The organism is Burkholderia sp. AU31624 (assembly GCF_020420065.1).
Lineage (GTDB): Bacteria > Pseudomonadota > Gammaproteobacteria > Burkholderiales > Burkholderiaceae > Burkholderia.
In genome coordinates, this window is sequence record NZ_JAIZRT010000003.1 from 226,956 (window position 1) to 247,347 (window position 20,392).

The following is a 20,392-nucleotide window of genomic DNA, read 5'->3' on the forward strand; positions in this document are numbered from 1 at the left end:
TCACACGCAGTGGCCAGCGCGCCTATTCGTCCCAGTGCATCACGTCCCACGTTCGCGCGGCAGCATCCGCGCGCAGCCAGACGACACCCCCTGTCGGTACGGATCGCGACAGCAATGTATCGAGCGGCACGCGCAACACATGCGATGCAAACGCGCGGATCACGCCCGCATGCGTGACGACCCACTGCGGCCGGTCGAACTGCGCCACTGCGTCGGCTCGCCGCGCAACCCGCGCGGCAAACCGCGCAACGCTTTCGCCGCCATGCGCGCACGCATGCATCAGGTCGGCCGCCCACGCATCGAGCGCCGCGCGATCGATATCGTCCCAGCGCCGCATTTCCCACGCGCCGAAATCCATTTCCTGCCAGTCCGCGTCGCGCCGCAACGGCACGTCGCATGCCTGCGCGAGCCGTTCGGCCACCGACGCGCAGCGCGTCAGCGGGCTCGTCCAGACCTGTTCGGGAAGCGGCGCGCCGATAGCAGACAGATGCGTACGCACCGCCTTCGCCCCGGCCTCGGCCGGCGTGGCGAGCGGCACGTCGCTGCGTCCGTAGCAGATGCCCGGCTCGATGCCGACGGCCGGATGACGAATCAGGACGACGTCCATCCGAGCACCACGAGATAGATCGCCAGTTCGCACAGTTGCTGCGTGAAGCCAAGACAGTCGCCCGTATAGCCGCCGATCCGCTTCACGAAATAGCGGGCGGCCCACGCGCGCACGAGCACGAGCGCAACGCATGCGGCGACACCCATGCGCCAGTCGGGCCAGAACAGCCAGGGCAATCCGAACAGCGCCGCGACACATGCCGCGCGTGCACCCATCCGTTGCGCGACCGGCTTCGCCTTGCCTTCGGGCCGCACGTAGTCGAGCGTCATCAGCAGGCTCACCGCCGCGGCGCGGCTCGCCGCGTGCGCGGCGATCATCGTCCACGCGGCACGCAACGGCAACATGGACGCGAGCGCCTGCCATTTCACGCCGAGCGAGATCACGAGCGCGACCGCGCCGAACGTGCCGATCCGCGAGTCATGCATGATGCGCAGCACGTCGTCGCGCGTATAGCCGCCGCCGAACGCATCGCAGCTGTCGGCCAGGCCGTCCTCGTGAAAGGCGCCCGTGGCGAGCAGCGTTGCGGCCATCGACAACCCGACCGCGATCGACGGCGGCAGCGCGCGCAGCGCAGCGAGATACACGAGCGCGCCCCACACGCCCACGCATGCGCCGACGAGCGGGAAATAGCGCGCGGCCTGGTCGAGATCGCCGGCCGCGTAGCCGATCGCGCGCGGCACGGGCACGCGCGTGAAATAGCCGAGCGCGACGAAGAAGTAGCGCAGTTCGGCCCGCACGCCGCGCGCGCGATCAGGCGTCACGATTGTCGACGCCGGCGGACTCGAAGCTCGCCATCTCCGTGAGGAAGGCGGCGGCCGCCCGCACGAGCGGCAGCGCGAGCGCGGCACCGGTGCCTTCGCCCAGCCGCAGGTCCAGCGCGAGCAGCGGCTTCGCGCCGAAATGCTCGAGCATGCGCCGGTGCCCGGCCTCGTGCGACGTATGCGAGAACACGCAGTAGTCGCGCACGCCGGGCGCAATGCGCTCGGCAACCAGCAGCGCTGCCGTCGCGATGAAGCCGTCGACGAGGATCGTCATCCGCTCGCTCGCGGCCGCGAGATACGCGCCCGTCATCATCGCGATCTCGAAGCCGCCGAACGTCGCGAGCACATCGAGCGGCGCGATCGCGTGCGAGTGCTTGACGAGCGCACGGCCGAGCACCGCGCGCTTGTGCGCGAGACCCTGGTCGTCGAGGCCCGTGCCGCGCCCGACGCACGCGTCGATCGGCACGCCGAGCAGGCGGCTCATCAGGCACGCGGCCGACGACGTGTTCGCGATTCCCATCTCGCCGAAGCCGATCACGTTCGTGCCGAGCGACGCATGCAGGCGCACGCGCGCCGCGCCGGCGGCGAGCGCCGTCATCGCCTCGTCGCGCGTCATCGCCGGCTCTGCGGCGAAGTTGCGCGTCCCGCGTGCGACCGGCAGCGACACGAGCCGGTCGGACAGCGGCAGCGGCGACGCAACCCCCGCATCGACGATCTCGAGCGTGCTTTGCGCCACGCCCGAAAACGCGTTGATCGCCGCGCCGCCGGCGAGGAAGTTCGCGACCATCTGCGCGGTCACCGCTTGCGGATAAGGACTCACGCCCTCGGCGGCAATCCCGTGATCGCCGGCAAACACGATCATCACGGGACGCTGCAGGACCGGCCGCTCGGTATGCTGGATCAGGCCGATCTGCAACGCGACCGCCTCGAGCTGACCGAGGCTGCCGGGCGGCTTGGTCTTGTGGTCGATCACGTGCTGCAGGCGCTTGCGCAGCACCTCGTCGAGCGGCGCGATCGCGGGCGGGAAGGGGGTCGGGGTCGTCATCGAAAAGCCGTGTCGTTGGCGCGGTGTGCGCCGCGCATCGGAAAGGAAAAGGTCATTGTCGCTCGGGCCACGCCGGCAGCAGCGCATCGCGGCCGTTCTCGCGGATCAGCACGAGCGGATAGCCGAACGCGTCGCTCGCGCGCTCGGGCGTCAGCACGTCGTGCACGGGGCCGGCCCACGCGTGGCTGCGGCCGTCGAGCAACAGCGCATGCGTCGCGAAACGCCGCGCGAGATTGAGATCATGGCACGAGAACAGCACCGTGCGCGGGCCCGCGTCGACCCATGCGGCCAGCGCGGTCAGGCAATCGATCTGGTGATGCAGGTCGAGATGCGCGAGCGGCTCGTCGAGCAGCATCGACGGCGCGTCCTGGCACAGCGTCGCGGCCAGCGCGACGCGCTGCCGCTCGCCGCCCGACAGCGACAGCACGTCGCGCGACGCGAGCGCGGTCAGGTCGAATGTCGCCAGCGCGTCGCGCGCGGCCGCGTGGTCGCCATCGCGCTCCCAGCCCCAGCCGCCGAGATACGGAAAGCGGTTGAGCAGCACCGTGTCGAACACGGTCGCGCTGAATGCGTCGTGCAGTTGCTGCGGCATCAGCGCGCGGCGCTGCGCGAGCTGCTCGGGTGGCCATGCGGCAAGCGGCCGGCCGTCGATCTCGACGTGTCCGCCGGCCGGCGGCTGCAGCCCCGCGAGGGTCGCGAGCAACGTCGTCTTGCCCGCGCCGTTCGGCCCGGCAACGCACCAGATCTCGCCGGGCCGAAACACCTGGGTGAAGCCGTCGAGCAGCGTACGCGCGCCGGCCTTCAGCGTCAGGCCGACGGCCGCGTAGTTCATGTCGCCGGCCGTGGCGTGCAGTGCGGCCCCCGTCATCGCATCGGCTTCCTCAACAACATCCACAGGAACACCGGCACGCCGATCAGCGCGGTCATCACGCCGACCGGCAGTTGCGCGGGCGCAATCACGGTGCGTGCGAGCAGGTCGGCCGCCATCACGCCGCCGCCGCCCGCGAGCATCGCGGCCGGCAGCAGCATGCGCTGGTCGTTGCCGAAGGCGAGCCGCAGCGCATGCGGCACGACGAGGCCGACGAAGCCGATCGTGCCGGCCGTCGTCACCGCGGCCGCGGCGGCCAGCGACGCGACGAGATAGATCCGCACGCGCAGGCGCGCAACGGGCACGCCGAGCGCGAGCGCGGTCGCGTCGCCGCGCAGCAGCACGTTCAGTTGCGGCGCGGCCGGCAGCGCGACGCAGGCGGCCAGCAACAACGCACCCCACGCGAACCACGGCGCGGTCACGCCGTTCAGGTCGCCGGTCAGCCAAAAGATGATTCCGCGCAACCGTGCATCGGGCGCGAGCGACAGCAGCAGCGTGACGATCGCGCCCCACCCCGCCGCGATCACGACGCCCGTGAGCAGCAAACGTGGCGATGCGTCGCGCGAATCGCCGCGCCCCAGCTCGCGGCGCGCGAGACCGAGCACGAGTGCGACCGACACGATCGAGCCGGCGAACGCCGACGCATCGACGAGCCACCACGCGCCGCCCGCGATCATCGCGACGAGCGCGAAGCCGGCCGCGCCACCCGACACGCCGAGTACGTACGGCTCCGCGAGCGGATTGCGCAACAGTACCTGCAGCAGTGCGCCGGCCAGCGCGAGCAGCGCGCCGCATGCGAAGCCGGCGAGCGCGCGCGGCAGGCGCAGCGTGCGAACGATATCGGCGAACAGCGCGTCGCCGCCATGCGGCACGAGCGACGCGAGCGCCTGCCATGGCGACATCGGCACGCTGCCGATCGACAGCGACGCGACGAACAGCAGCGCGACCGCCGCCGCCAGCGCGGCCCAGATCGCGGTGGCGCGCGCGGCGCTCATGCCGCGCACGGCGCCGCACACGACGTACCGCGCCCCCGCTTGCGGCAGCGGGCCGGTCGTGACGTGAGCGCCGCGCGGACGATTGGGGTCAGCATCGAAGAAGGTTCCGTGAAGCATTGCGCGCCCCGCCTCCCCGCAGGCCGCGCGTCACGAAGCCCGTGCGGGCTCCCCGTCTCGGCCGGTATCCGGGCTGGCGGCGGTCCGGCTCGCCTTCCCGCGCGATGACGCGCAGTGGCCCGCGTCCGCATGCAGGAGCTGCACGCGAAACGCGCCCGAGCCGGCCTGCGTCACGAGACGCGGCCGCTTACCGTTGCGGGGGCAGCGCAGGTTGGCAGGCTTCCGGCGCCCGCGCCCTGCTTCCCGTTTAACCGCGCGTTCCACGCGCGAGCACCGAGGCGGCGCCAGTTTAGGAGCGGGTCGCGCGAGCGTCAAGGAAGCGTCCGGACACGCACGGGACGCGCTGATTCGCGGCAAGAAGCAGGGGTGTTACGACTGGAAACGTTACAGATGTCGGATTGCGCGTTATTCCGCGCTAAAATGCTGGGTCTTTAGAGGACGCAGCAAATGCTCAACGAACTCGAAACCCTATCTCAAAATATTGGCCGTCTGATTTCGCTGAACAAGCGCTATCACTCGGAACGGCTCGCGCTCGAGGAGCAGGTCGCGCAATTGCGCGCGGATGCGGACGCTGTCCGCGCGGAACTCGCGCAACTGCGCGATGAACGCAATGCACTTGCGGCCGAGCGTGACACGCTGTCGGCAAAGATCGACGACGCCCAGGTGAAACTGAACGCGATTCTCGAAAAGCTGCCGCGCTCGAAAAATGCGGAGCAAGCCGACAACCAGCTCGACCTGCTGGATGCGCAGGCGCGTACGGATGGCGATGACGCGGCCAGCCATGGAGAACATGCATGAGCACCAAGCAGATCGAAGTCTCGATTCTCGGTCAGGCCTATCGGCTCGCCTGCTCGGCCGAGACCGAAGCGGCATTGCTCGAAGCGGTCGCGCGCGTGGACGCCGAAATGTCGAAAATCCGCTCGAACAGCTCGGTACGCGGCACCGATCGCATCGCCGTGATGGCGGCGCTGTCGCTCGCGTCCGAATTGCTGCGGCTGCAAACGAGCGTGCGGCACGGTGAAGCATTTCCCGCGGAGGAAATCCGTCGTACAATGCACCAGATGAACGAACAGCTCGGCGCGGTGCTCGCACAGCACGAGACGCAGTAACGTTTCAATCGATGCGTCGATTCCCCTTGATCTCGGCGATCAACGGTGGTCAAATTGGCGCATCGAATCACAGTTCAGTCAGCTTCCCTGCCTGGTTCGCCAAGGTCATATATTCCTTGAACCAATGCCATGTGCACGGTTGCGGAAATTTGTAGCACGGGCGCGCGCGTCACTCTGTCTGATGTACCCGAAGTGCTGCTAACTGCGACCAATTCTGAACCTCAGGTTCAGGATGCCGGCCTAGCGGCCAAGGCGGGGGCCTATCCAACGGCATCGGGCGAAGCCCGGTGCCGTTTTCTTTTGTAGCAGCCTCTTTCTGCGTCGATCACGATCCATGCAATACTGGCTGATGAAGTCCGAACCGGACGAAGCAAGCATCGACGATCTCGCCAACGCACCGCAGCGCTCGCTGCCGTGGACCGGCGTGCGCAACTATCAGGCGCGCAATTTCATGCGCGACACGATGAAGATCGGCGACGGCGTGCTGTTCTATCACTCGAGCTGCCCCGAGCCGGGCATCGCGGGCCTCGCCGAAGTGTCGTCGACGCCCTACCCCGACCCCACGCAGTTCGATCCGACAAGCCCCTATTACGACCCGAAGTCGACGCAGGAAGCACCGCGCTGGCTGCTCGTCGACGTGCGCTACGTGAAAAAGACGCCGCTCGTGCCGCTTGCGGCGCTGCGCGAACACGACGAACTCGCCGACATGCGCGTGCTCGCGCGCGGCAACCGGCTGTCGATCACGCCGGTCACGCGCGCCGAATGGCGCTTCATCACCGAAAAGCTGATGAAGTAGGCGCACGCCAAAGGTCAAATCTGGTCAGGATGCACTGCCGCAACGGAACTCGCGGCACGTTCGCGCGGCCTAAGCAACCGCTGTCGGCCGATCGGGCCGGCTGTCGTTTTTTTCGTCGCGCGGTACGCCCGCGTCGTGCACGCGCAATCCGCGTGCACGCCCTCGCACCAGGAGTCCAACAATGACCAAGAAATCCGCACTCGCGCTGTCGCTCGCCCTTGCCGCCGCCGTTCCCGCCGCGCTGACGCTCGCGTCGACCGCCGCGCACGCGCAAACCGCGAACCCGCACTTTCCGGAGCCGGCAGGCGTGCTGTCGCTGTCGTCGCAGGCCAGCGCGGACGTGCCGCAGGACATCATCCACATCACGCTGTTCTACGAGCAGCAGGCCAAGGATCCAGGCAGCCTCACCGCGCAATTGAACCAGCGCGCCGATGCAGCGCTGTCGCAGGCGAAGGGCGTATCGGGCGTCACTGCACACACGGGCGCATTCTCCGTGTACCCGAGCACCGATCGTGACGGCAAGATCTCCGCATGGCGCGGTCGTACTGAAGTGGCGCTCGAATCGCGCGATTTCGCTGCCGCGTCGAAGCTTGCGGGCCAGTTGTCGAACCTGATGCAGGTCGCGAACGTCGAGTTCTCGCTGTCGCCCGAAGCGCAGCGCGCGGCCGAGCAAAAGCTGACGACCGAAGCGATCAAGTCGTTCCGCGCCCGCGCCGACGAAGCCGCGAAGGCATTCGGTTACGGCAGCTACACGATCCGCGACGTGAACGTCGGCGGCGGCCGCAACGTACAGCCGTACCCGCGCATGATGGCGATGGCCGCGGCGCCGATGGACAGCGCGAAGATGAGCGCGCCGATCGCGGTCGAAGGCGGCAAGGCCACCGTGTCGGTCACCGTCAACGGCTCCGTGCAGATGAAGTAACGCGCAGCGCACGGCAGTCCGAAATGAAAAACGCCGGCCTGAGGGCCGGCGTTTTGCGTTGACCTGCATGGCGCCGATGCACGCGCCGATCGCACGTGCATCGACATCGCGTCACGCAGCGGCATGCGCCGCGCGGCGGCGATACGCCCAGACCATCAGCGCGACGCCCGCGAGGATCATCGGCAGCGACAGCCACTGCCCCATCGACAGGCCCAGCGCGAGCAGGCCGAGGAAGTCGTCGGGCTCGCGCGCGAACTCGACCGTGAAACGTGCGAGGCCGTAGCCGATCAGGAACAGCGCGGACACGGCGCCCATCGGCCGCGACTTGCGCGCGAAGAAGAACAGCGCGAAGAACAGCGCGATGCCTTCGAGCGCGATTTCATAGAGCTGCGAAGGATGGCGCGGCAGCATCTGGTATTGCATGAACACGTCGGCAAGATGCCACTTCTCGACGAGCTCCGGATGCTTCGGCAACCATGCCGCATCGTCGCGCATCGCGCCCGGGAACAGCATCGCCCACGGTGCCGAAGGGTCGGTCACGCGGCCCCACAGCTCACCGTTGATGAAGTTGCCGAGCCGGCCGGCCGCGAGCCCCGTCGGCACCATCGGCGCGACGAAGTCGGTGACCTGCAGCCAGTGGCGCTTGCGCTGCCACGCGAACAACATCATCGCGAGCGTCACGCCGAGGAAGCCACCGTGAAACGACATGCCGCCTTCCCACACCTTGAATACGTCGAGCGGATGCGAGAAGTAGAAATCGGCCTTGTAGAACAGCACATAGCCGAGCCGGCCGCCGAGCACGGTGCCGAGCACGCCGTAGAACATCATGTCGTCGATGTCCTTCGCGGTCCAGCCCTGCGCCGCGACGTGCGGCAGCTTCAGCCGGATCCGGCCGACGACGATCGCCGCGATGAAGCCGACGAGATACATGAGCCCGTACCAGCGCACGGCCAGCGGCCCGAGATGGATCGCAACGGGGTCGAAATTCGGGTGAATGATCATGGGTTAGCGAAGAAGTTTTCGAATGCGGTACGGCCGTCGCAAACGCGCCGCACCGCGCGTTGGACGGCACCGGCGCGTCATCGTTCACGTCACGTGGCGAGGCCCTGCGCGCGCACGACATCGATGAAGCCGGCCAGCACGGGGCTCACGTCACCGGTGCGCCACACGAGGCCTGTCTCGACGACCGGCGCGTGATCGGCAAGCGGCCGGTAGACCACGCCGGTGCGCCGCAGGTTACGCAGCGATTGCGGCACCAGTGCGACGCCCATGCCGGCCGACACGAGGCTGACGATCGTCTGCATCTGGATCGCCTCCTGGCCGATGTGCGGCGTTGCCCCCGCCGCGCCGTAGCAGCCCGTAATGATGTCATAAAAGCCGGGTGCCAGACGACGCGGAAAGATCACGAGCGGCAACGCGGCAACCTCGGCGAGACGGACGGGCTCGTCTTCCGGCGCATCGCTCGCCGCCGCCGGCATCGCCACCACCAGCGGCTCGCGCATGACGGGCAGGTACGACAGCCCGGCCGCGTGGCGCGGCGGCACGGGCGGAATGACGAGCCCCGCGTCGATGCGCCCCGCGACGAGCTCGTCGATCTGCACGTCGCTCGTCGCCTCCGCGAGTTGCAGCCGCACCTGCGGATAGCGCGCACCGAACGCCCGCAGCAGCGCGGGCAGCAGCCCGTAATCGGCGGTCGACACGAACGCGAGCGACAGCGAGCCGGCCTCGCCGCGCGCGAGCCGTCGCGCCAGCGGCGGCAACGCATCGGCCGCTGCAAGCAGCCGGCGCACGTCCGGCAGCAGCGCCGCCCCGACCGCCGTCAGCGCCACCGAGCGCTTGGTGCGCGCGAACAGCGCGACGCCGAGCGCATCCTCGAGCGCACGGATCGCCTGCGACAGCGGCGGCTGCGTCATCGACAGGCGTTCGGCCGCGCGGCCGAAATGGCGCTCGTCGGCGACGGTCACGAAATAGCGCCACTGGCGCAGGTCGGGAGTCGGATCGGCCATGGCTCTCTCATTCGAAGAACGACTTAATAAGCGACAAATAATATATTGGACATCCCAATCCGGACACTCCATGCTTGACTGATCCGAACCGGCGCGCCGCTCGACGGCGTTGCCCAGACAACGATGGAGTCCCCCATGGCTTACAACCGTCGCTCGCAGCACATCACGCAAGGCGTGGCCCGCTCGCCGAACCGCTCGATGTATTACGCACTCGGCTACCAGAAGGACGATTTCGACAAGCCGATGATCGGCATCGCGAACGGCCACTCGACGATCACGCCGTGCAATTCCGGCCTGCAGCGCCTGTCGGACGCCGCCGTCGCGGCCGTGAAGGCGGCCGATGCGAACCCGCAGATCTTCGGCACGCCGACGATTTCGGACGGCATGTCGATGGGCACCGAAGGCATGAAGTACTCGCTCGTGTCGCGCGAGGTGATCGCCGACTGCATCGAGACCTGCGTGCAGGGGCAATGGATGGACGGCGTGGTGGTGGTCGGCGGCTGCGACAAGAACATGCCGGGCGGGATGATCGCGCTCGCGCGCCTGAACGTGCCGGGCATCTACGTGTATGGCGGCACGATCCGCCCCGGCAACTGGAAAGGCCGGGACCTGACGATCGTGTCGTCGTTCGAGGCGGTCGGCGAGTTCACCGCGGGCCGGATGTCGCAGGAGGATTTCGAAGGCGTCGAGCAGAACGCCTGCCCGACGTCGGGGTCGTGCGGCGGCATGTACACCGCGAACACGATGAGCTCGTCGTTCGAGGCGCTCGGGATGTCGCTGCTGTACTCGTCGACGATGGCGAACCCCGACCAGGAGAAGGTCGATTCGGCTGCCGAATCGGCGCGCGTGCTCGTCGAAGCCGTGAAGCGCGACCTGAAGCCGCGCGACATCATCACGAAGGCGTCGATCGAGAACGCGGTGTCGGTGATCATGGCGACGGGCGGCTCGACCAATGCGGTGCTGCACTACCTCGCGATCGCGCACGCGGCCGAGGTCGACTGGACGATCGAGGACTTCGAGCGCATCCGCAAGCGCGTGCCCGTGATCTGCGACCTGAAGCCGTCGGGGAAGTACGTCGCGACCGACCTGCACCGGGCCGGCGGGATTCCGCAGGTGCTGAAGCTCCTGCTCGACGCGGGGCTGCTGCACGGCGACTGCATGACGATCACCGGCCGCACGCTCGCCGACGAGCTGAAGGACGTGCCGAGCGTGCCGCGCGCGGACCAGGACGTGATCTTCCCGATCGACCGCGCGCTGTACAAGGAAGGCCACCTCGCCATCCTGAAGGGCAATCTCGCGGAAGACGGCGCGGTCGCGAAGATCACCGGCCTGAAGAACCCGGTGATCACGGGCCCGGCACGCGTGTTCGACGACGAGCAAAGCGCGATGGATGCGATTCTCGGCGACCGGATCCGCGCCGGCGACATCCTCGTGCTGCGCTACCTCGGCCCGAAGGGCGGCCCCGGCATGCCGGAAATGCTCGCGCCGACGTCGGCGATCATCGGCAAGGGGCTCGGCGAATCGGTCGGCTTCATCACGGACGGCCGCTTCTCGGGCGGCACCTGGGGGATGGTGGTCGGCCACGTCGCGCCCGAGGCGTTCGTCGGCGGCACGATCGCGCTCGTGCAAGAGGGTGACTCCATCACGATCGACGCGCATCGGCTGCTGCTGCAACTGAACGTCGACGATGCGGAACTCGCGCGCCGCCGCGCCGCATGGCAACAGCCGGCGCCACGCTACACGCGCGGCGTGCTCGCGAAATTCGCGGCGCTCGCCCGCCCGGCGAACCAGGGCGCCGTTACGGGTTGATCCGGGCACGTCAAGCCATGCGACCCCGATAAACATGGCCGCCGGGGAACGCGCAAAACGCGCTTTCCCTTTGCTTCTATAATGCGCGGACCATGTAGCCGGCCGTCCCCGCCGGCGGAGAACCGCATGAAACACTCGATATTGCGCGTCCTGCTCGCCACCTTGCTGATCGGCAGCGGGGCAGCGGCGCGCGCCGACCAGGCCGACGGGCTCGCGCTGGCCCAGCGCAAGAACTGCATGGCCTGCCACGCGATCGGCAAGCCGCTGATGGGCCCGTCGTTCCACGACATCGCCGGCAAGTATGCGCCGCGCGGCGACGCCGTCGATTACCTTGCCCAGTCGATCGTGAAAGGCAGCGTCGGCGTATGGGGCGGCGTGCCGATGCCCGCCAATACGCAACTGACGAACAGCGAAGCCCACACGCTCGCGCAATGGGTGCTGTCGGTGCGCTGATCCGAACGCCCGGGCCGAATAGCCAACCTGCCGGATTCCGGCGACTGGCGGGCATATCCGACTCACCCGTGCAGTACCCCGCCGGTAGCTTCACCGGCCTTTACTGGAATCGCACCCCGCTTTTCAGCGAAACGCCCGTTGCTTAGCCGGAATGACCGGCGCGGCGTCGTGCGATCTCTTCGTCGACCGCGTCGCGGACCCAGTCCATCACCTCGGTTTCCAGCGCCAGCGCCACTTCGCGCGTGATCTGGCCGACCAGCCAGGCCGAGTGCTCATGCAGCGCATCGCGACAGCGGGCTTCGATCGCGTCGCGCCCTTCCCCGGTCAGATAGTTCGTCAGGCGATTGCGCAGGCGCTCGGCGATGTGCTGTGCATCTTCCGGTGTCAGCCCGGCTGCAGCCTGCGCTTCCGGCTGCAGCGCAGCGACTGGTACGACGGCCTCCGGCAGGTGCACTTCACGCGCGTGCCCCACCGCCTCGTGCGCCACCGCTGCGAACGCGGGTAGCGGCACATCGGCGTCGGCCAGCGACGATTGCAGCGGCGCGCGCATTGCCGCCGAATCTTCGGCGACCACGTGCTCCGCGGCGCCGGGTTCGGCCGGCGCGTCGGTCTCGCCCATCGCTGCCGCGGCAGCCGTCGCCACGTCGCCCGGCAGTTCGACCGCCGGCACGTGCGGCGTCGGCACGCATTCGACCACGACGGAATCGGGGTCGCGTTCACTTTGGATGGAATCGGCCGGCGCCGCATCTGCGGCGTGCGGCACGACCACGTCGGTGAGCACCGGAATCGCCGCGTTGGCCGCCGGCTGCGGTACGTCTGGCGCGGGCGAGCGCGCTGGCACCGGCTTGCCCGGCACCAGCACGTCGGTCAGCGTCGGGATCGAGGATGAATCGGCTTCGGTCACGGGAACACTCCGTTGACGGTTGCGGCTAGCTGCCCTGCTTGTAGTTGTTCAGCGCGTAACCGCGGTCGCGGTAGAACCGGTAGCGATCGCGGCCCGCGGCCAGCTCGTCCGGCGCATTGCCGACCACTTCGAGCAGGCGCTCGAAGCGGGCGAACTGCGCGGGCACGGCTGCGCCGAGATTCAGCAGCACGTGATGATGCGGCGCGCGGTCGAGATCCGCGGCCAGCACGATCGGCGTGCCGGCGGCGTGCTCGCTGTCGACACCGCAATGCGGGATGAAATCGAGCGGCGAGAACGTCCAGAGCCGCTCGTCGAGCGCGCGCAGGCGCGCGGGCTCGGCGAGCACGACGACCGGTTGCCCGGCCAGGTAGGCCTTGCGCAGCAGCCGGCACGCGTACGCGAGCGAATCGCCGACGTTCGAGTGGAAATCGATCCGCGTCATTGCCCGCGTACCCGCTGCGTCGTCAACACCGCCATCACTGGCCGGCGCGGTCGATCAGGAACTGCGCGAGCAGCGGCACCGGACGGCCCGTCGCGCCCTTCGCCGCGCCACCCTTCCATGCGGTGCCCGCGATGTCGAGGTGGGCCCACGGATAGCTGTCGGTGAAGCGCGACAGGAAGCACGCGGCCGTCACGGCGCCGGCCGGACGCCCGCCGATGTTCGCGAGATCCGCGAAGTTCGACTTCAGCTGATCCTGGTACTCGTCGTCGAGCGGCATGCGCCATGCCGGGTCGTTCGCCTCGCGCGACGCGTCGAGCAGCTCGCCCGCGAGCGCGTCGTCCGTCGAGAACAGGCCGCTGTTGTGGCCGCCCAGCGCGATCACGCACGCGCCCGTCAGCGTGGCAACGTCGATCACCGCAGCCGGCTTGAAGCGCTCGGCATACGTGAGCGCGTCGCACAGGATCAGACGGCCTTCGGCGTCGGTGTTCAGCACCTCGATCGTCAGGCCCTTCATGCTGGTGACGATGTCGCCCGGCTTCGTCGCGTTGCCGCCCGGCATGTTCTCGCAGGTCGGCACGATCGCGACGACGTTGATCTTCAGGCCCATCTCGGCGACCGCACGCATCGTGCCCAGCACGGAACCCGCGCCGCACATGTCGTACTTCATCTCGTCCATGCCCTCGCCCGGCTTCAGCGAGATGCCGCCCGTGTCGAACGTGATGCCCTTGCCGACCAGCACGACCGGCGCGGCCTTCGCGGCGGCGCCCTGGTAGTGCAGCACGATGAACTGCGGCGGCTCGACCGACGCGCGCGCGACCGACAGGAACGAGCCCATCTTCAGCGCCTGGATCTGCTTGAGCCCGAGCACTTCGGCCTTCAGGCCCCAATCCTTCGCGATCTTCTTCGCGGTGTTGCCGAGGTAGGTCGGCGTGCAGACGTTGCCCGGCAGGTTGCCGAGGTCGCGGGTGAGATCCATCCCGTTCGCGAGCGCGACGGCCTGCTTGACCGCGACCTTCGCGGCCTTTTCGTCGGACGGATCGACGCTGAACACGACGCGCTTGAGCGTGTGCGACGCCGGCTCCGGCTTGCTCTTCATCTGCGTGAAGCGGTAGGTCTCGTTGCGCAGCGCGAGGATTGCCGCGCGCACGCCCCAGTCGGAGCTGCGCTCGTCGACCGGCAGTTGCGCGAGCGTGAACGTGACCTGGACGACCTTGGTCGCCAGCAGCGCGCGCCATGCGGCCGTCACGGCATCGTTATAGGCTTTCTGATTGAAAGCATCCTGCTTGCCGAGGCCGACGAGCAGCACGCGCGACGCGCCGATGCCCGACACTTCGTGCAGGAACAGCGTCTTGCCGCGCTTGCCGTCCATGTCGCCGGCCTTGATCACGCGCGAAATCAGCCCCTTGGTGGCCGTGTCGATATCGAGCGCCGCGCCCGACAGGGTCTGCGCCTCGAAGATGCCGAGCACGATGCAGTCGGACTTCCCGGTCAGGAACCCCTTCGCCTCGCCTTTGCTCCAATCACAGCCTTTTATGCTAAAGTCCATCGCGCTTGTCCTCGGATAAAATCTGGGCTAAGGATGAAAGCCGCAATTATCCGCTATTTTTCCCGTGGCGGCGCGAGCGCTCCACCACGCGTGCGCAGCCTCCCGCCCTCTTCTCATCAAGAATGATCTTCGAACGCTCCCTCCAGCGCGAGCTTGCGTATACGGCTGGCGCCGTGTTCATGGTGCTGCTCACGATCATGCTCACGACGATGATGATCCGCATCGTCGGCTACGCCGCGTCCGGTGAAATCGATCCGCGGGACGTCCTCGTGCTGATCGGCCTCACCGTGATCGGCTACCTCGCCGTGATGCTCGTCGTCACGCTGTTCGTGTCGATCCTGTTCGTGCTGACCCGGTGGTACCGGGACTCCGAAATGGTCGTGTGGCTCGCGTCCGGCGTGAGCCTCACGCGCCTCATCAAGCCGATCGGCGTGTTCGCCACGCCGATCATCCTGCTGATCGCCTTCTTCGCGTTCGTCGGCTGGCCGTGGTCGAACCAGCAAAGCAAGATGATCAAGGCGCGCTTCCAGCAGCGCGACGAGATCTCGCTGCTCGCGCCGGGCCAGTTCCGCGAATCGGCCTCGAACCACCGCGTGTTCTTCATCGAGAAGATGACGCCCGACCAGAGCAAGGTGCAGAACGTGTTCGTGACCTCGACCGAGAACGGCAAGGTCAACGTGGTCGTGTCGCAGACGGGGCACACGGAAACGCGCGACGGCAGCCGCTTCGTGGTCCTGGAGGACGGCCGCCGCTACGACGGCACGCCCGGCCAGCCGAACTTCAAGATCATGGAGTTCGAGCGCTATGGCGTGAAGATCACGAGCACCCCGGTCACCAACGTGCAGACCACCAACAGCACGCCGACGCCGGACCTGCTGCGCAACCCGACGAACGACAACCTCGCGGAATTCGCGTGGCGCGCGGGGCTGCCGCTGATCGCGATCAACCTGATGGTGCTCGGCATTCCGCTGTCGTACCAGAACCCGCGCCGCAGCCGCACGATCAACCTCGTGATGGCCGTGCTGATCTACCTCACGTACTCGAACCTGCTGAACGTGGTGCAGTCGCAGATCGAGCAGGGCAAGATGTCGTTCGGCGTCGGGCTCGTTGGCCTGCATCTGGTCGTCGCGGCGATCGTCGCGTTCATCTTCTGGTTGCGCGTGCGCAATCGTCCGCTGTTTACACGCGCGCTGTTCGGCCGCTCGGGAGCATGATCGATGCGGCTCTATGAAAAGTACTTCGCGCGACAGATCTACGTCACGTTCGTCTTCATCCTGTTCGCGTTCTCGGGCCTGTTCTTCTTCTTCGACCTGATCAGCGAACTGAACTCGGTCGGTCACGGCAACTACAAGTTCGGCTACGCGGTGCTGCGCGTCGCGCTGCAGACCCCGTCGCGCTTCTACGAAATCATCCCGGTCGCCGCGCTGATCAGCGCGATCTACGTGTTCGCGCAGATGGCCGCGAACTCGGAATTCACGATCTTCCGCGTGTCGGGCCTCGCGACCAACCAGGCGCTGCGCTCGCTGCTGAAGATCGGCGTGCCGCTCGTGATCATCACCTACCTGATCGGCGAATTCGTCGGCCCGTACGCCGACCAGCTGTCCGAACGCGTGCGGCTGCAGGCGCTCGGCGCGTCGGTGTCGTCGAACTTCCAGTCGGGTGTGTGGGTGAAGGACACACTCGCGGCCCGCGAGAACGGCGAGCAGGTCACGCGCTTCGTCAACGTCGGCAGCCTGTCGCCCGACTCGACGATCAGCAACGTGCGCATCTATGAATTCGATTCGAAATTCCAGCTGCGCAACGTGCGGATCGCGCAGACGGGCCGCTACGAGCCGCCCGGCCACTGGCTGCTGAAGGGCGTCAACGAAACCGAGCTGACGCCGATCAAGCCGATCAGCGGCCAGCCAGCCGACGCGCTGAACCCCGTGTACCGGTCGCAGCAGGTATCGCTGCCCGAGTACCGGCTGCGCTCGGACCTGACGCCGCAGATCCTGTCGGTGCTGCTCGTGTCGCCGGATCGCATGTCGATCATCAACCTGTTCCGCTACATCCAGCATTTGCACGAGAACCAGCAGGACACGCAGCGCTACGACATCGCGTTGTGGCGCAAGCTGCTGTATCCGTTCGCGGTGTTCGTGATGCTCGTGCTGTCGCTGCCGTTCGCGTACCTGCACACGCGTGCGGGCGTGGTCGGCGTGAAGGTGTTCGGCGGCATCATGCTCGGCATGAGCTTCCAGCTCCTCAACACGCTGTTCTCGCACATCGGCACGTTGAACACGTGGCCCGCGCCGCTCACCGCGGCGACGCCGGGCCTGATCTATCTCGCGCTCGGCCTGTTCGCGCTCAAGTGGGTCGACCGGCACTGAGCGCCGCGTCGCGACGGAGGCTTCGACATGAATTCGCACGGCATCGTCCTGTTCGGCCACGGCGCGCGTGACCCGCGCTGGGCCGAGCCGTTCGAGCGGCTCGCCGCGCGGCTGCGCGGCGCCCCCTCCCCCGCCGCACAGGTGTCGCTCGCGTTCCTCGAACTGATGACGCCGTCGCTCGGCGACGCGGTCGCCGCGCAAGTCGCGGCCGGCTGCACGCACATCACCGTGGTGCCCGTGTTCTTCGGCCAGGGCGGCCATGTCCGCCGCGACCTGCCGCAGCTCGTCGACGCGTGCCGCGCCGTGCATCCGGGTGTCGAGATCCGCTGCGCGACGGCCGTCGGCGAAGACGACGGCGTGCTCGACGCGATCGCGCGCTACTGCATCGACCAGATCGGCGACGGCGCGTAAATCACGCAGTCACGGCCCACAAAGAAAAAGCGCCGGCTTCCGCCAGCGCTTTTTTCGTTTGGGACCCCAGCCGGATTCCGCTCAGGCCGCATTTTGCAGCGCATCGCCCGCTTTCGCCTGCCCGGCGCGCTCGGCGAATGCATCGCCGATCATCAGCAGGCTCGGTTCCGCGGGATCGAGCCACGCCTGCGCGTCGCCCTCCGCCATCTGCGCGAGCGTCAGCGTCAGCGTGCGTTCGCGCGCGGTGCTGCACGCCTCGACGATCGCCACGGGTGTCGCCGGCGCACGGCCCGCGTCGATCAGCTCCTGCGCGATGCCGGGCGCGCTGTCGCGGCCCATGTAATAGACCATCGAATCGGCGCGCGCGGCTTCGCGAATCTCGTCGCTGCCCGGCGCGCGGCTGTGCGTCGCGAACGCGACGCTGCGCGATACGCCGCGCAACGTCAGCGAACGCTTCAGCGTCGCCGCCCCGGCCAGCGCCGCGGTGATGCCCGGCACGACCTCGTAGTCGATGCCGGCCGCTTCCAGCGCGCGCATCTCCTCTTCGGCACGACCGAACAGCATCGGGTCGCCCCCCTTCAGCCGCACGACGCACGCATGCTCGCGTGCCGCATCGACGATCTGCTTGTTGATGAAGTGCTGCGCGGTCGAGCGCTGCCCGCAGCGCTTGCCGACGGCGATCCGGCGCGCATTCGGCGCGTAGTCGAGCATCGCGGGCTCGACGAGCGCGTCATGCAGCACGACGTCCGCCTGCTCGAGCAGCCGCGCGCCGCGCACCGTGATGAGGTCGGCCGCGCCCGGCCCTGCTCCGATCAGATACACCTTGCCCATGTTTGTCGCTTCGCCTTCCAGCGGGCGTCGGCTCCGGCCCGCGCCGCCGCGAAGCGGCGCGGTTGCCCGGTCATGCCGAAAACGCCCGGATCATCCCTGCGGCGACCGTGTGATGCGTCGCCTCGTCGATCAGCACGAACGCACCGGTACCCGGATGCGCGTCGTACGTGTCGCACACGATCGGCTTCTGCAGCGTCAGCGCGACGCGGCCGATGTCGTTCATCTTCAGATCGTGACGGTCGGTCGCGTGCGACAGCGTGTGCACGTCGAGCACCTGCTTGACGCCGCCGATCTTCGCGAACACCGTGCTGGTGGTCTGCTTCAGCAGGTACTTGCGCTGCGGCGACAGCGGCGTCTCGTCGAACCAGCACAGATCGGCTTCGAGCTTCTTCGCCGGCTCGACCGGCTCGCCGGACGTGACGAACATGTCGCCGCGCGACACGTCGACGTCTTCCGCGAGGCGGATCGTCACGGTCTGGCCCGCGAATGCGTGCGGCACGGACGCGGTGCCGCCCGGCACCGGCGCGACGATCTCCGCGATCGTCGCCGTGCGGTTCGACGGCAGCACGACGATCTCGTCGCCGACCTTCACTTCGCCCGACTCGATCCGGCCCATGTAGCCGCGGAAATCGTCCGCCGAGCTGCCGTCCTGGCGCGCGACCCATTGCACCGGGAAGCGCAGCGCGTCATGCGCCTGCGTCTCGACCGGCAGCGATTCGAGCACGTCGAGCAGCGGTTCGCCCGCGTACCACGGCATGCGCTCGCTCGCGCCGACGATGTTGTCGCCCTTCAGCGCCGATACCGGCACGAAGCGCACGTCGCTCAGGCCAAGCTGCTTCGCGAGCGTGACGTATGCGTCGCGGATCTCGTTGAAGCGCGCTTCGCTGTAGTCGACGAGGTCCATCTTGTTGATCGCGACGATCACGTGCTGCAGCCCGAGCAGCTTGACGATCGCGCTGTGGCGCTTGGTCTGCGGCAGGAGTTGCACGACACCGTTTTCGACCGTGATGCGCGTCGCGTCGATCAACACGATCGCCGCGTGCGCGGTCGATGCGCCCGTCACCATGTTGCGCGTGTACTGCTCGTGGCCCGGCGTATCGGCGATGATGAACTTGCGCTTCGCGGTCGCGAAGTAGCGGTACGCGACGTCGATCGTGATGCCCTGCTCGCGCTCGGCTTCGAGGCCGTCGGTCAGCAGCGCGAGGTCGAGCTCGTCGCCGACCGTGCGCTTGTTCTTCGCACGCGACAGCGCGGACAACTGGTCGGACAGCACGGCCTTGCTGTCGTACAGCAGGCGGCCGATCAGCGTGCTCTTGCCGTCGTCGACGCTGCCTGCGGTAATGAAGCGCAGCACGCCGAGGTCTTCGGTGTTCTCGATGATGCTCATGATGTGAATGTCCTCGTGTGCTTCAGAAATAACCTTGCTTCTTGCGCTGTTCCATCGCGGCTTCGGAGGCCTGGTCGTCCATCCGGGTCGCGCCGCGCTCGGTGATCTCGGTCACCGCCGTCTCGGCGATGATCTTCTCGACGTCGTCCGCGTCGCTCTCGACCGGGCACGTGCAGGAAATGTCGCCGACCGTGCGGAAGCGCACCTGCGCGAGCTCGCTCGTCTCGCCGTCACGCATCGGCGTGAGCGGCGTGACGGGCACGAGCAGCCCGTTGCGGCGCACGATCTCGCGCTGGTGCGCGTAATAGATCGACGGCAGTTCGAGGTTTTCGCGCGCGATGTACTGCCACACGTCGAGCTCGGTCCAGTTCGAGATCGGGAACACGCGCAGGTGTTCGCCCTTGTGCAAGCGGGCGTTGTACAGGCTCCACAGTTCCGGGCGCTGCGCCTTCGGATCCCACTGGCCGAATTCGTCGCGGAACGAGAAGATGCGTTCCTTCGCACGCGCCTTCTCTTCGTCGCGGCGCGCGCCGCCGATCAGCGCCGTGTAGCCATGCTGCTCGATCGTCTCGAGCAACGTGACGGCCTGCGCGGCATTGCGCGAATCGGTTTCGCGGCGCAGCACGACCGTGCCGCGCTTGATCGAATCCTCGACGTGGCCGACGACCAGTTCGGCGCCGAGTTCTTGCGCGCGGCGATCACGGAAGTCGATCACTTCTTCGTAGTTGTGGCCCGTATCGATGTGCACGAGCGGGAACGGCAGCGTCGTCTTGCGGTTCGCGCCGAGGCCGAATGCCTTCAGCGCCAGATGCAGCACGACGACCGAATCCTTGCCGCCCGAGAACAACAGCGCCGGCTTGCTGCATTCGGCGACCAGTTCGCGCAGGATGTGGATCGACTCGGCTTCGAGCCAGTCGAGGTGGCCCATGCGGTTGTCGGCACCGGCGGGCGGGGCAAAGGCGGATTGCTCGAGCGTCGTGCTCATGATTTCAGTCCTTCTCTTCTGGGTTCGTGCCG

The 20,392-nt window shown here is 67.7% G+C and carries 22 protein-coding genes, 1 other RNA gene and 1 riboswitch; of the genes, 10 read left to right on the plus strand and 13 right to left on the minus strand.

Features of this window, described 5'->3' with window-relative positions; translation table 11 throughout:
* Positions 1-22: 22 nt before the first annotated feature.
* Genes cobC through LGM89_RS11355 form a run of 5 tightly spaced genes read right to left on the minus strand, consistent with a single transcriptional unit; the run spans position 23 to position 4,393 of the window.
* The gene (cobC, locus tag LGM89_RS11335; protein WP_089495436.1) at positions 23-607 is read right to left on the minus strand and encodes an alpha-ribazole phosphatase; all 585 of its coding nucleotides are present in this window, start codon (positions 605-607) and stop codon (positions 23-25) included.
* The gene (locus LGM89_RS11340) at positions 592-1,368 is read right to left on the minus strand and encodes an adenosylcobinamide-GDP ribazoletransferase (RefSeq protein WP_089495437.1); all 777 of its coding nucleotides are present in this window, start codon (positions 1,366-1,368) and stop codon (positions 592-594) included. The genes cobC and LGM89_RS11340 overlap by 16 nt, the downstream gene beginning before the upstream one ends.
* Positions 1,358-2,413, minus strand: a complete 1,056-nt coding sequence (gene cobT / locus LGM89_RS11345) for a nicotinate-nucleotide--dimethylbenzimidazole phosphoribosyltransferase (RefSeq protein WP_089495438.1) — start codon at positions 2,411-2,413, stop codon at positions 1,358-1,360. Before cobT ends, LGM89_RS11340 begins: the two co-directional genes overlap by 11 nt.
* A 52-nt stretch (positions 2,414-2,465) precedes the next feature.
* Positions 2,466-3,281, minus strand: a complete 816-nt coding sequence (locus LGM89_RS11350) for an ABC transporter ATP-binding protein (protein ID WP_226207124.1) — start codon at positions 3,279-3,281, stop codon at positions 2,466-2,468.
* On the minus strand, positions 3,278-4,393 hold the full coding sequence (locus tag LGM89_RS11355; RefSeq protein WP_226273074.1) for a FecCD family ABC transporter permease: 1,116 nt from the start codon (positions 4,391-4,393) through the stop codon (positions 3,278-3,280). Before LGM89_RS11355 ends, LGM89_RS11350 begins: the two co-directional genes overlap by 4 nt.
* A 41-nt stretch (positions 4,394-4,434) precedes the next feature.
* A riboswitch (cobalamin riboswitch) is annotated at positions 4,435-4,686 on the minus strand.
* Positions 4,687-4,840: 154 nt separating this feature from the next.
* On the opposite strand from LGM89_RS11355, the gene LGM89_RS11360 reads away from it, so the two are divergent.
* The 5 genes from LGM89_RS11360 (at position 4,841) to LGM89_RS11380 (ending at position 7,220) form a co-directional block, all read left to right on the plus strand.
* Positions 4,841-5,191 carry an ATPase gene (locus LGM89_RS11360; RefSeq protein ID WP_089440812.1) on the plus strand — a complete coding sequence of 117 codons (351 nt, stop codon included), beginning with the start codon at positions 4,841-4,843 and terminating at the stop codon, positions 5,189-5,191.
* Complete coding sequence (locus LGM89_RS11365) at positions 5,188-5,502, plus strand: cell division protein ZapA (RefSeq protein ID WP_011352906.1); 315 nt, start codon at positions 5,188-5,190, stop codon at positions 5,500-5,502. Before LGM89_RS11360 ends, LGM89_RS11365 begins: the two co-directional genes overlap by 4 nt.
* Before the next feature lie 81 nt (positions 5,503-5,583).
* A non-coding RNA gene (gene ssrS / locus LGM89_RS11370) (6S RNA) lies at positions 5,584-5,765 on the plus strand.
* Positions 5,766-5,836: 71 nt separating this feature from the next.
* The gene (locus LGM89_RS11375) at positions 5,837-6,298 is read left to right on the plus strand and encodes an EVE domain-containing protein (protein ID WP_089495441.1); all 462 of its coding nucleotides are present in this window, start codon (positions 5,837-5,839) and stop codon (positions 6,296-6,298) included.
* 181 nt (positions 6,299-6,479) lie between these two features.
* The gene (locus LGM89_RS11380) at positions 6,480-7,220 is read left to right on the plus strand and encodes an SIMPL domain-containing protein (protein WP_089426114.1); all 741 of its coding nucleotides are present in this window, start codon (positions 6,480-6,482) and stop codon (positions 7,218-7,220) included.
* 111 nt (positions 7,221-7,331) lie between these two features.
* Here the strand turns inward: LGM89_RS11380 and lgt are convergent, their stop codons facing one another.
* Positions 7,332-8,222: a prolipoprotein diacylglyceryl transferase gene (lgt, locus tag LGM89_RS11385; RefSeq protein ID WP_069248621.1), complete on the minus strand. Its 891-nt coding sequence runs from the start codon at positions 8,220-8,222 to the stop codon at positions 7,332-7,334.
* Between the two features lie 89 nt (positions 8,223-8,311).
* Positions 8,312-9,226 carry a LysR substrate-binding domain-containing protein gene (locus LGM89_RS11390; protein WP_089495442.1) on the minus strand — a complete coding sequence of 305 codons (915 nt, stop codon included), beginning with the start codon at positions 9,224-9,226 and terminating at the stop codon, positions 8,312-8,314.
* Between the two features lie 135 nt (positions 9,227-9,361).
* Between LGM89_RS11390 and ilvD the strand changes: the two genes are divergently transcribed.
* Together ilvD and LGM89_RS11400 are read left to right on the plus strand one after the other, a co-directional pair.
* The gene (gene ilvD / locus LGM89_RS11395; RefSeq protein ID WP_226273075.1) at positions 9,362-11,035 is read left to right on the plus strand and encodes a dihydroxy-acid dehydratase; all 1,674 of its coding nucleotides are present in this window, start codon (positions 9,362-9,364) and stop codon (positions 11,033-11,035) included.
* A gap of 126 nt (positions 11,036-11,161) precedes the next feature.
* The gene (locus LGM89_RS11400) at positions 11,162-11,488 is read left to right on the plus strand and encodes a c-type cytochrome (protein ID WP_089426118.1); all 327 of its coding nucleotides are present in this window, start codon (positions 11,162-11,164) and stop codon (positions 11,486-11,488) included.
* 142 nt (positions 11,489-11,630) lie between these two features.
* Here the strand turns inward: LGM89_RS11400 and LGM89_RS11405 are convergent, their stop codons facing one another.
* From LGM89_RS11405 to LGM89_RS11415, 3 genes are read right to left on the minus strand one after another with little or no spacing between them, the layout of a single operon-like run.
* On the minus strand, positions 11,631-12,392 hold the full coding sequence (locus tag LGM89_RS11405) for a DUF2486 family protein (RefSeq protein ID WP_226273076.1): 762 nt from the start codon (positions 12,390-12,392) through the stop codon (positions 11,631-11,633).
* A gap of 25 nt (positions 12,393-12,417) precedes the next feature.
* Complete coding sequence (locus tag LGM89_RS11410; protein ID WP_039368072.1) at positions 12,418-12,834, minus strand: DNA polymerase III subunit chi; 417 nt, start codon at positions 12,832-12,834, stop codon at positions 12,418-12,420.
* 34 nt (positions 12,835-12,868) lie between these two features.
* On the minus strand, positions 12,869-14,380 hold the full coding sequence (locus tag LGM89_RS11415) for a leucyl aminopeptidase (RefSeq protein WP_124583047.1): 1,512 nt from the start codon (positions 14,378-14,380) through the stop codon (positions 12,869-12,871).
* Between the two features lie 122 nt (positions 14,381-14,502).
* Between LGM89_RS11415 and lptF the strand changes: the two genes are divergently transcribed.
* Genes lptF through LGM89_RS11430 form a run of 3 tightly spaced genes read left to right on the plus strand, consistent with a single transcriptional unit; the run spans position 14,503 to position 17,157 of the window.
* Positions 14,503-15,594, plus strand: coding sequence for an LPS export ABC transporter permease LptF (gene lptF, locus LGM89_RS11420; protein ID WP_089426121.1), 1,092 nt, complete (start codon positions 14,503-14,505; stop codon positions 15,592-15,594).
* A 3-nt stretch (positions 15,595-15,597) separates the two neighbouring features.
* A complete protein-coding gene (gene lptG / locus LGM89_RS11425; RefSeq protein WP_124583051.1) occupies positions 15,598-16,746 on the plus strand; it encodes an LPS export ABC transporter permease LptG in 1,149 nt (382 codons plus the stop codon).
* 27 nt (positions 16,747-16,773) lie between these two features.
* Positions 16,774-17,157 (plus strand): sirohydrochlorin chelatase, encoded by a 384-nt coding sequence (locus LGM89_RS11430; protein WP_226207130.1) that lies wholly within the window; start codon positions 16,774-16,776, stop codon positions 17,155-17,157.
* Positions 17,158-17,238: 81 nt separating this feature from the next.
* Here LGM89_RS11430 and cobA read toward each other — a convergent pair whose 3' ends face one another.
* The 3 genes from cobA to cysD all read right to left on the minus strand — a co-directional run bounded on the left by cobA (position 17,239) and on the right by cysD (position 20,360).
* Positions 17,239-17,988 (minus strand): uroporphyrinogen-III C-methyltransferase, encoded by a 750-nt coding sequence (cobA, locus tag LGM89_RS11435; protein ID WP_226273077.1) that lies wholly within the window; start codon positions 17,986-17,988, stop codon positions 17,239-17,241.
* Between the two features lie 70 nt (positions 17,989-18,058).
* Positions 18,059-19,375, minus strand: a complete 1,317-nt coding sequence (locus tag LGM89_RS11440; protein ID WP_226207132.1) for a sulfate adenylyltransferase subunit 1 — start codon at positions 19,373-19,375, stop codon at positions 18,059-18,061.
* Between the two features lie 22 nt (positions 19,376-19,397).
* A complete protein-coding gene (gene cysD / locus LGM89_RS11445) occupies positions 19,398-20,360 on the minus strand; it encodes a sulfate adenylyltransferase subunit CysD (protein ID WP_034192618.1) in 963 nt (320 codons plus the stop codon).
* Between the last annotated feature and the right edge of the window lie 32 nt (positions 20,361-20,392).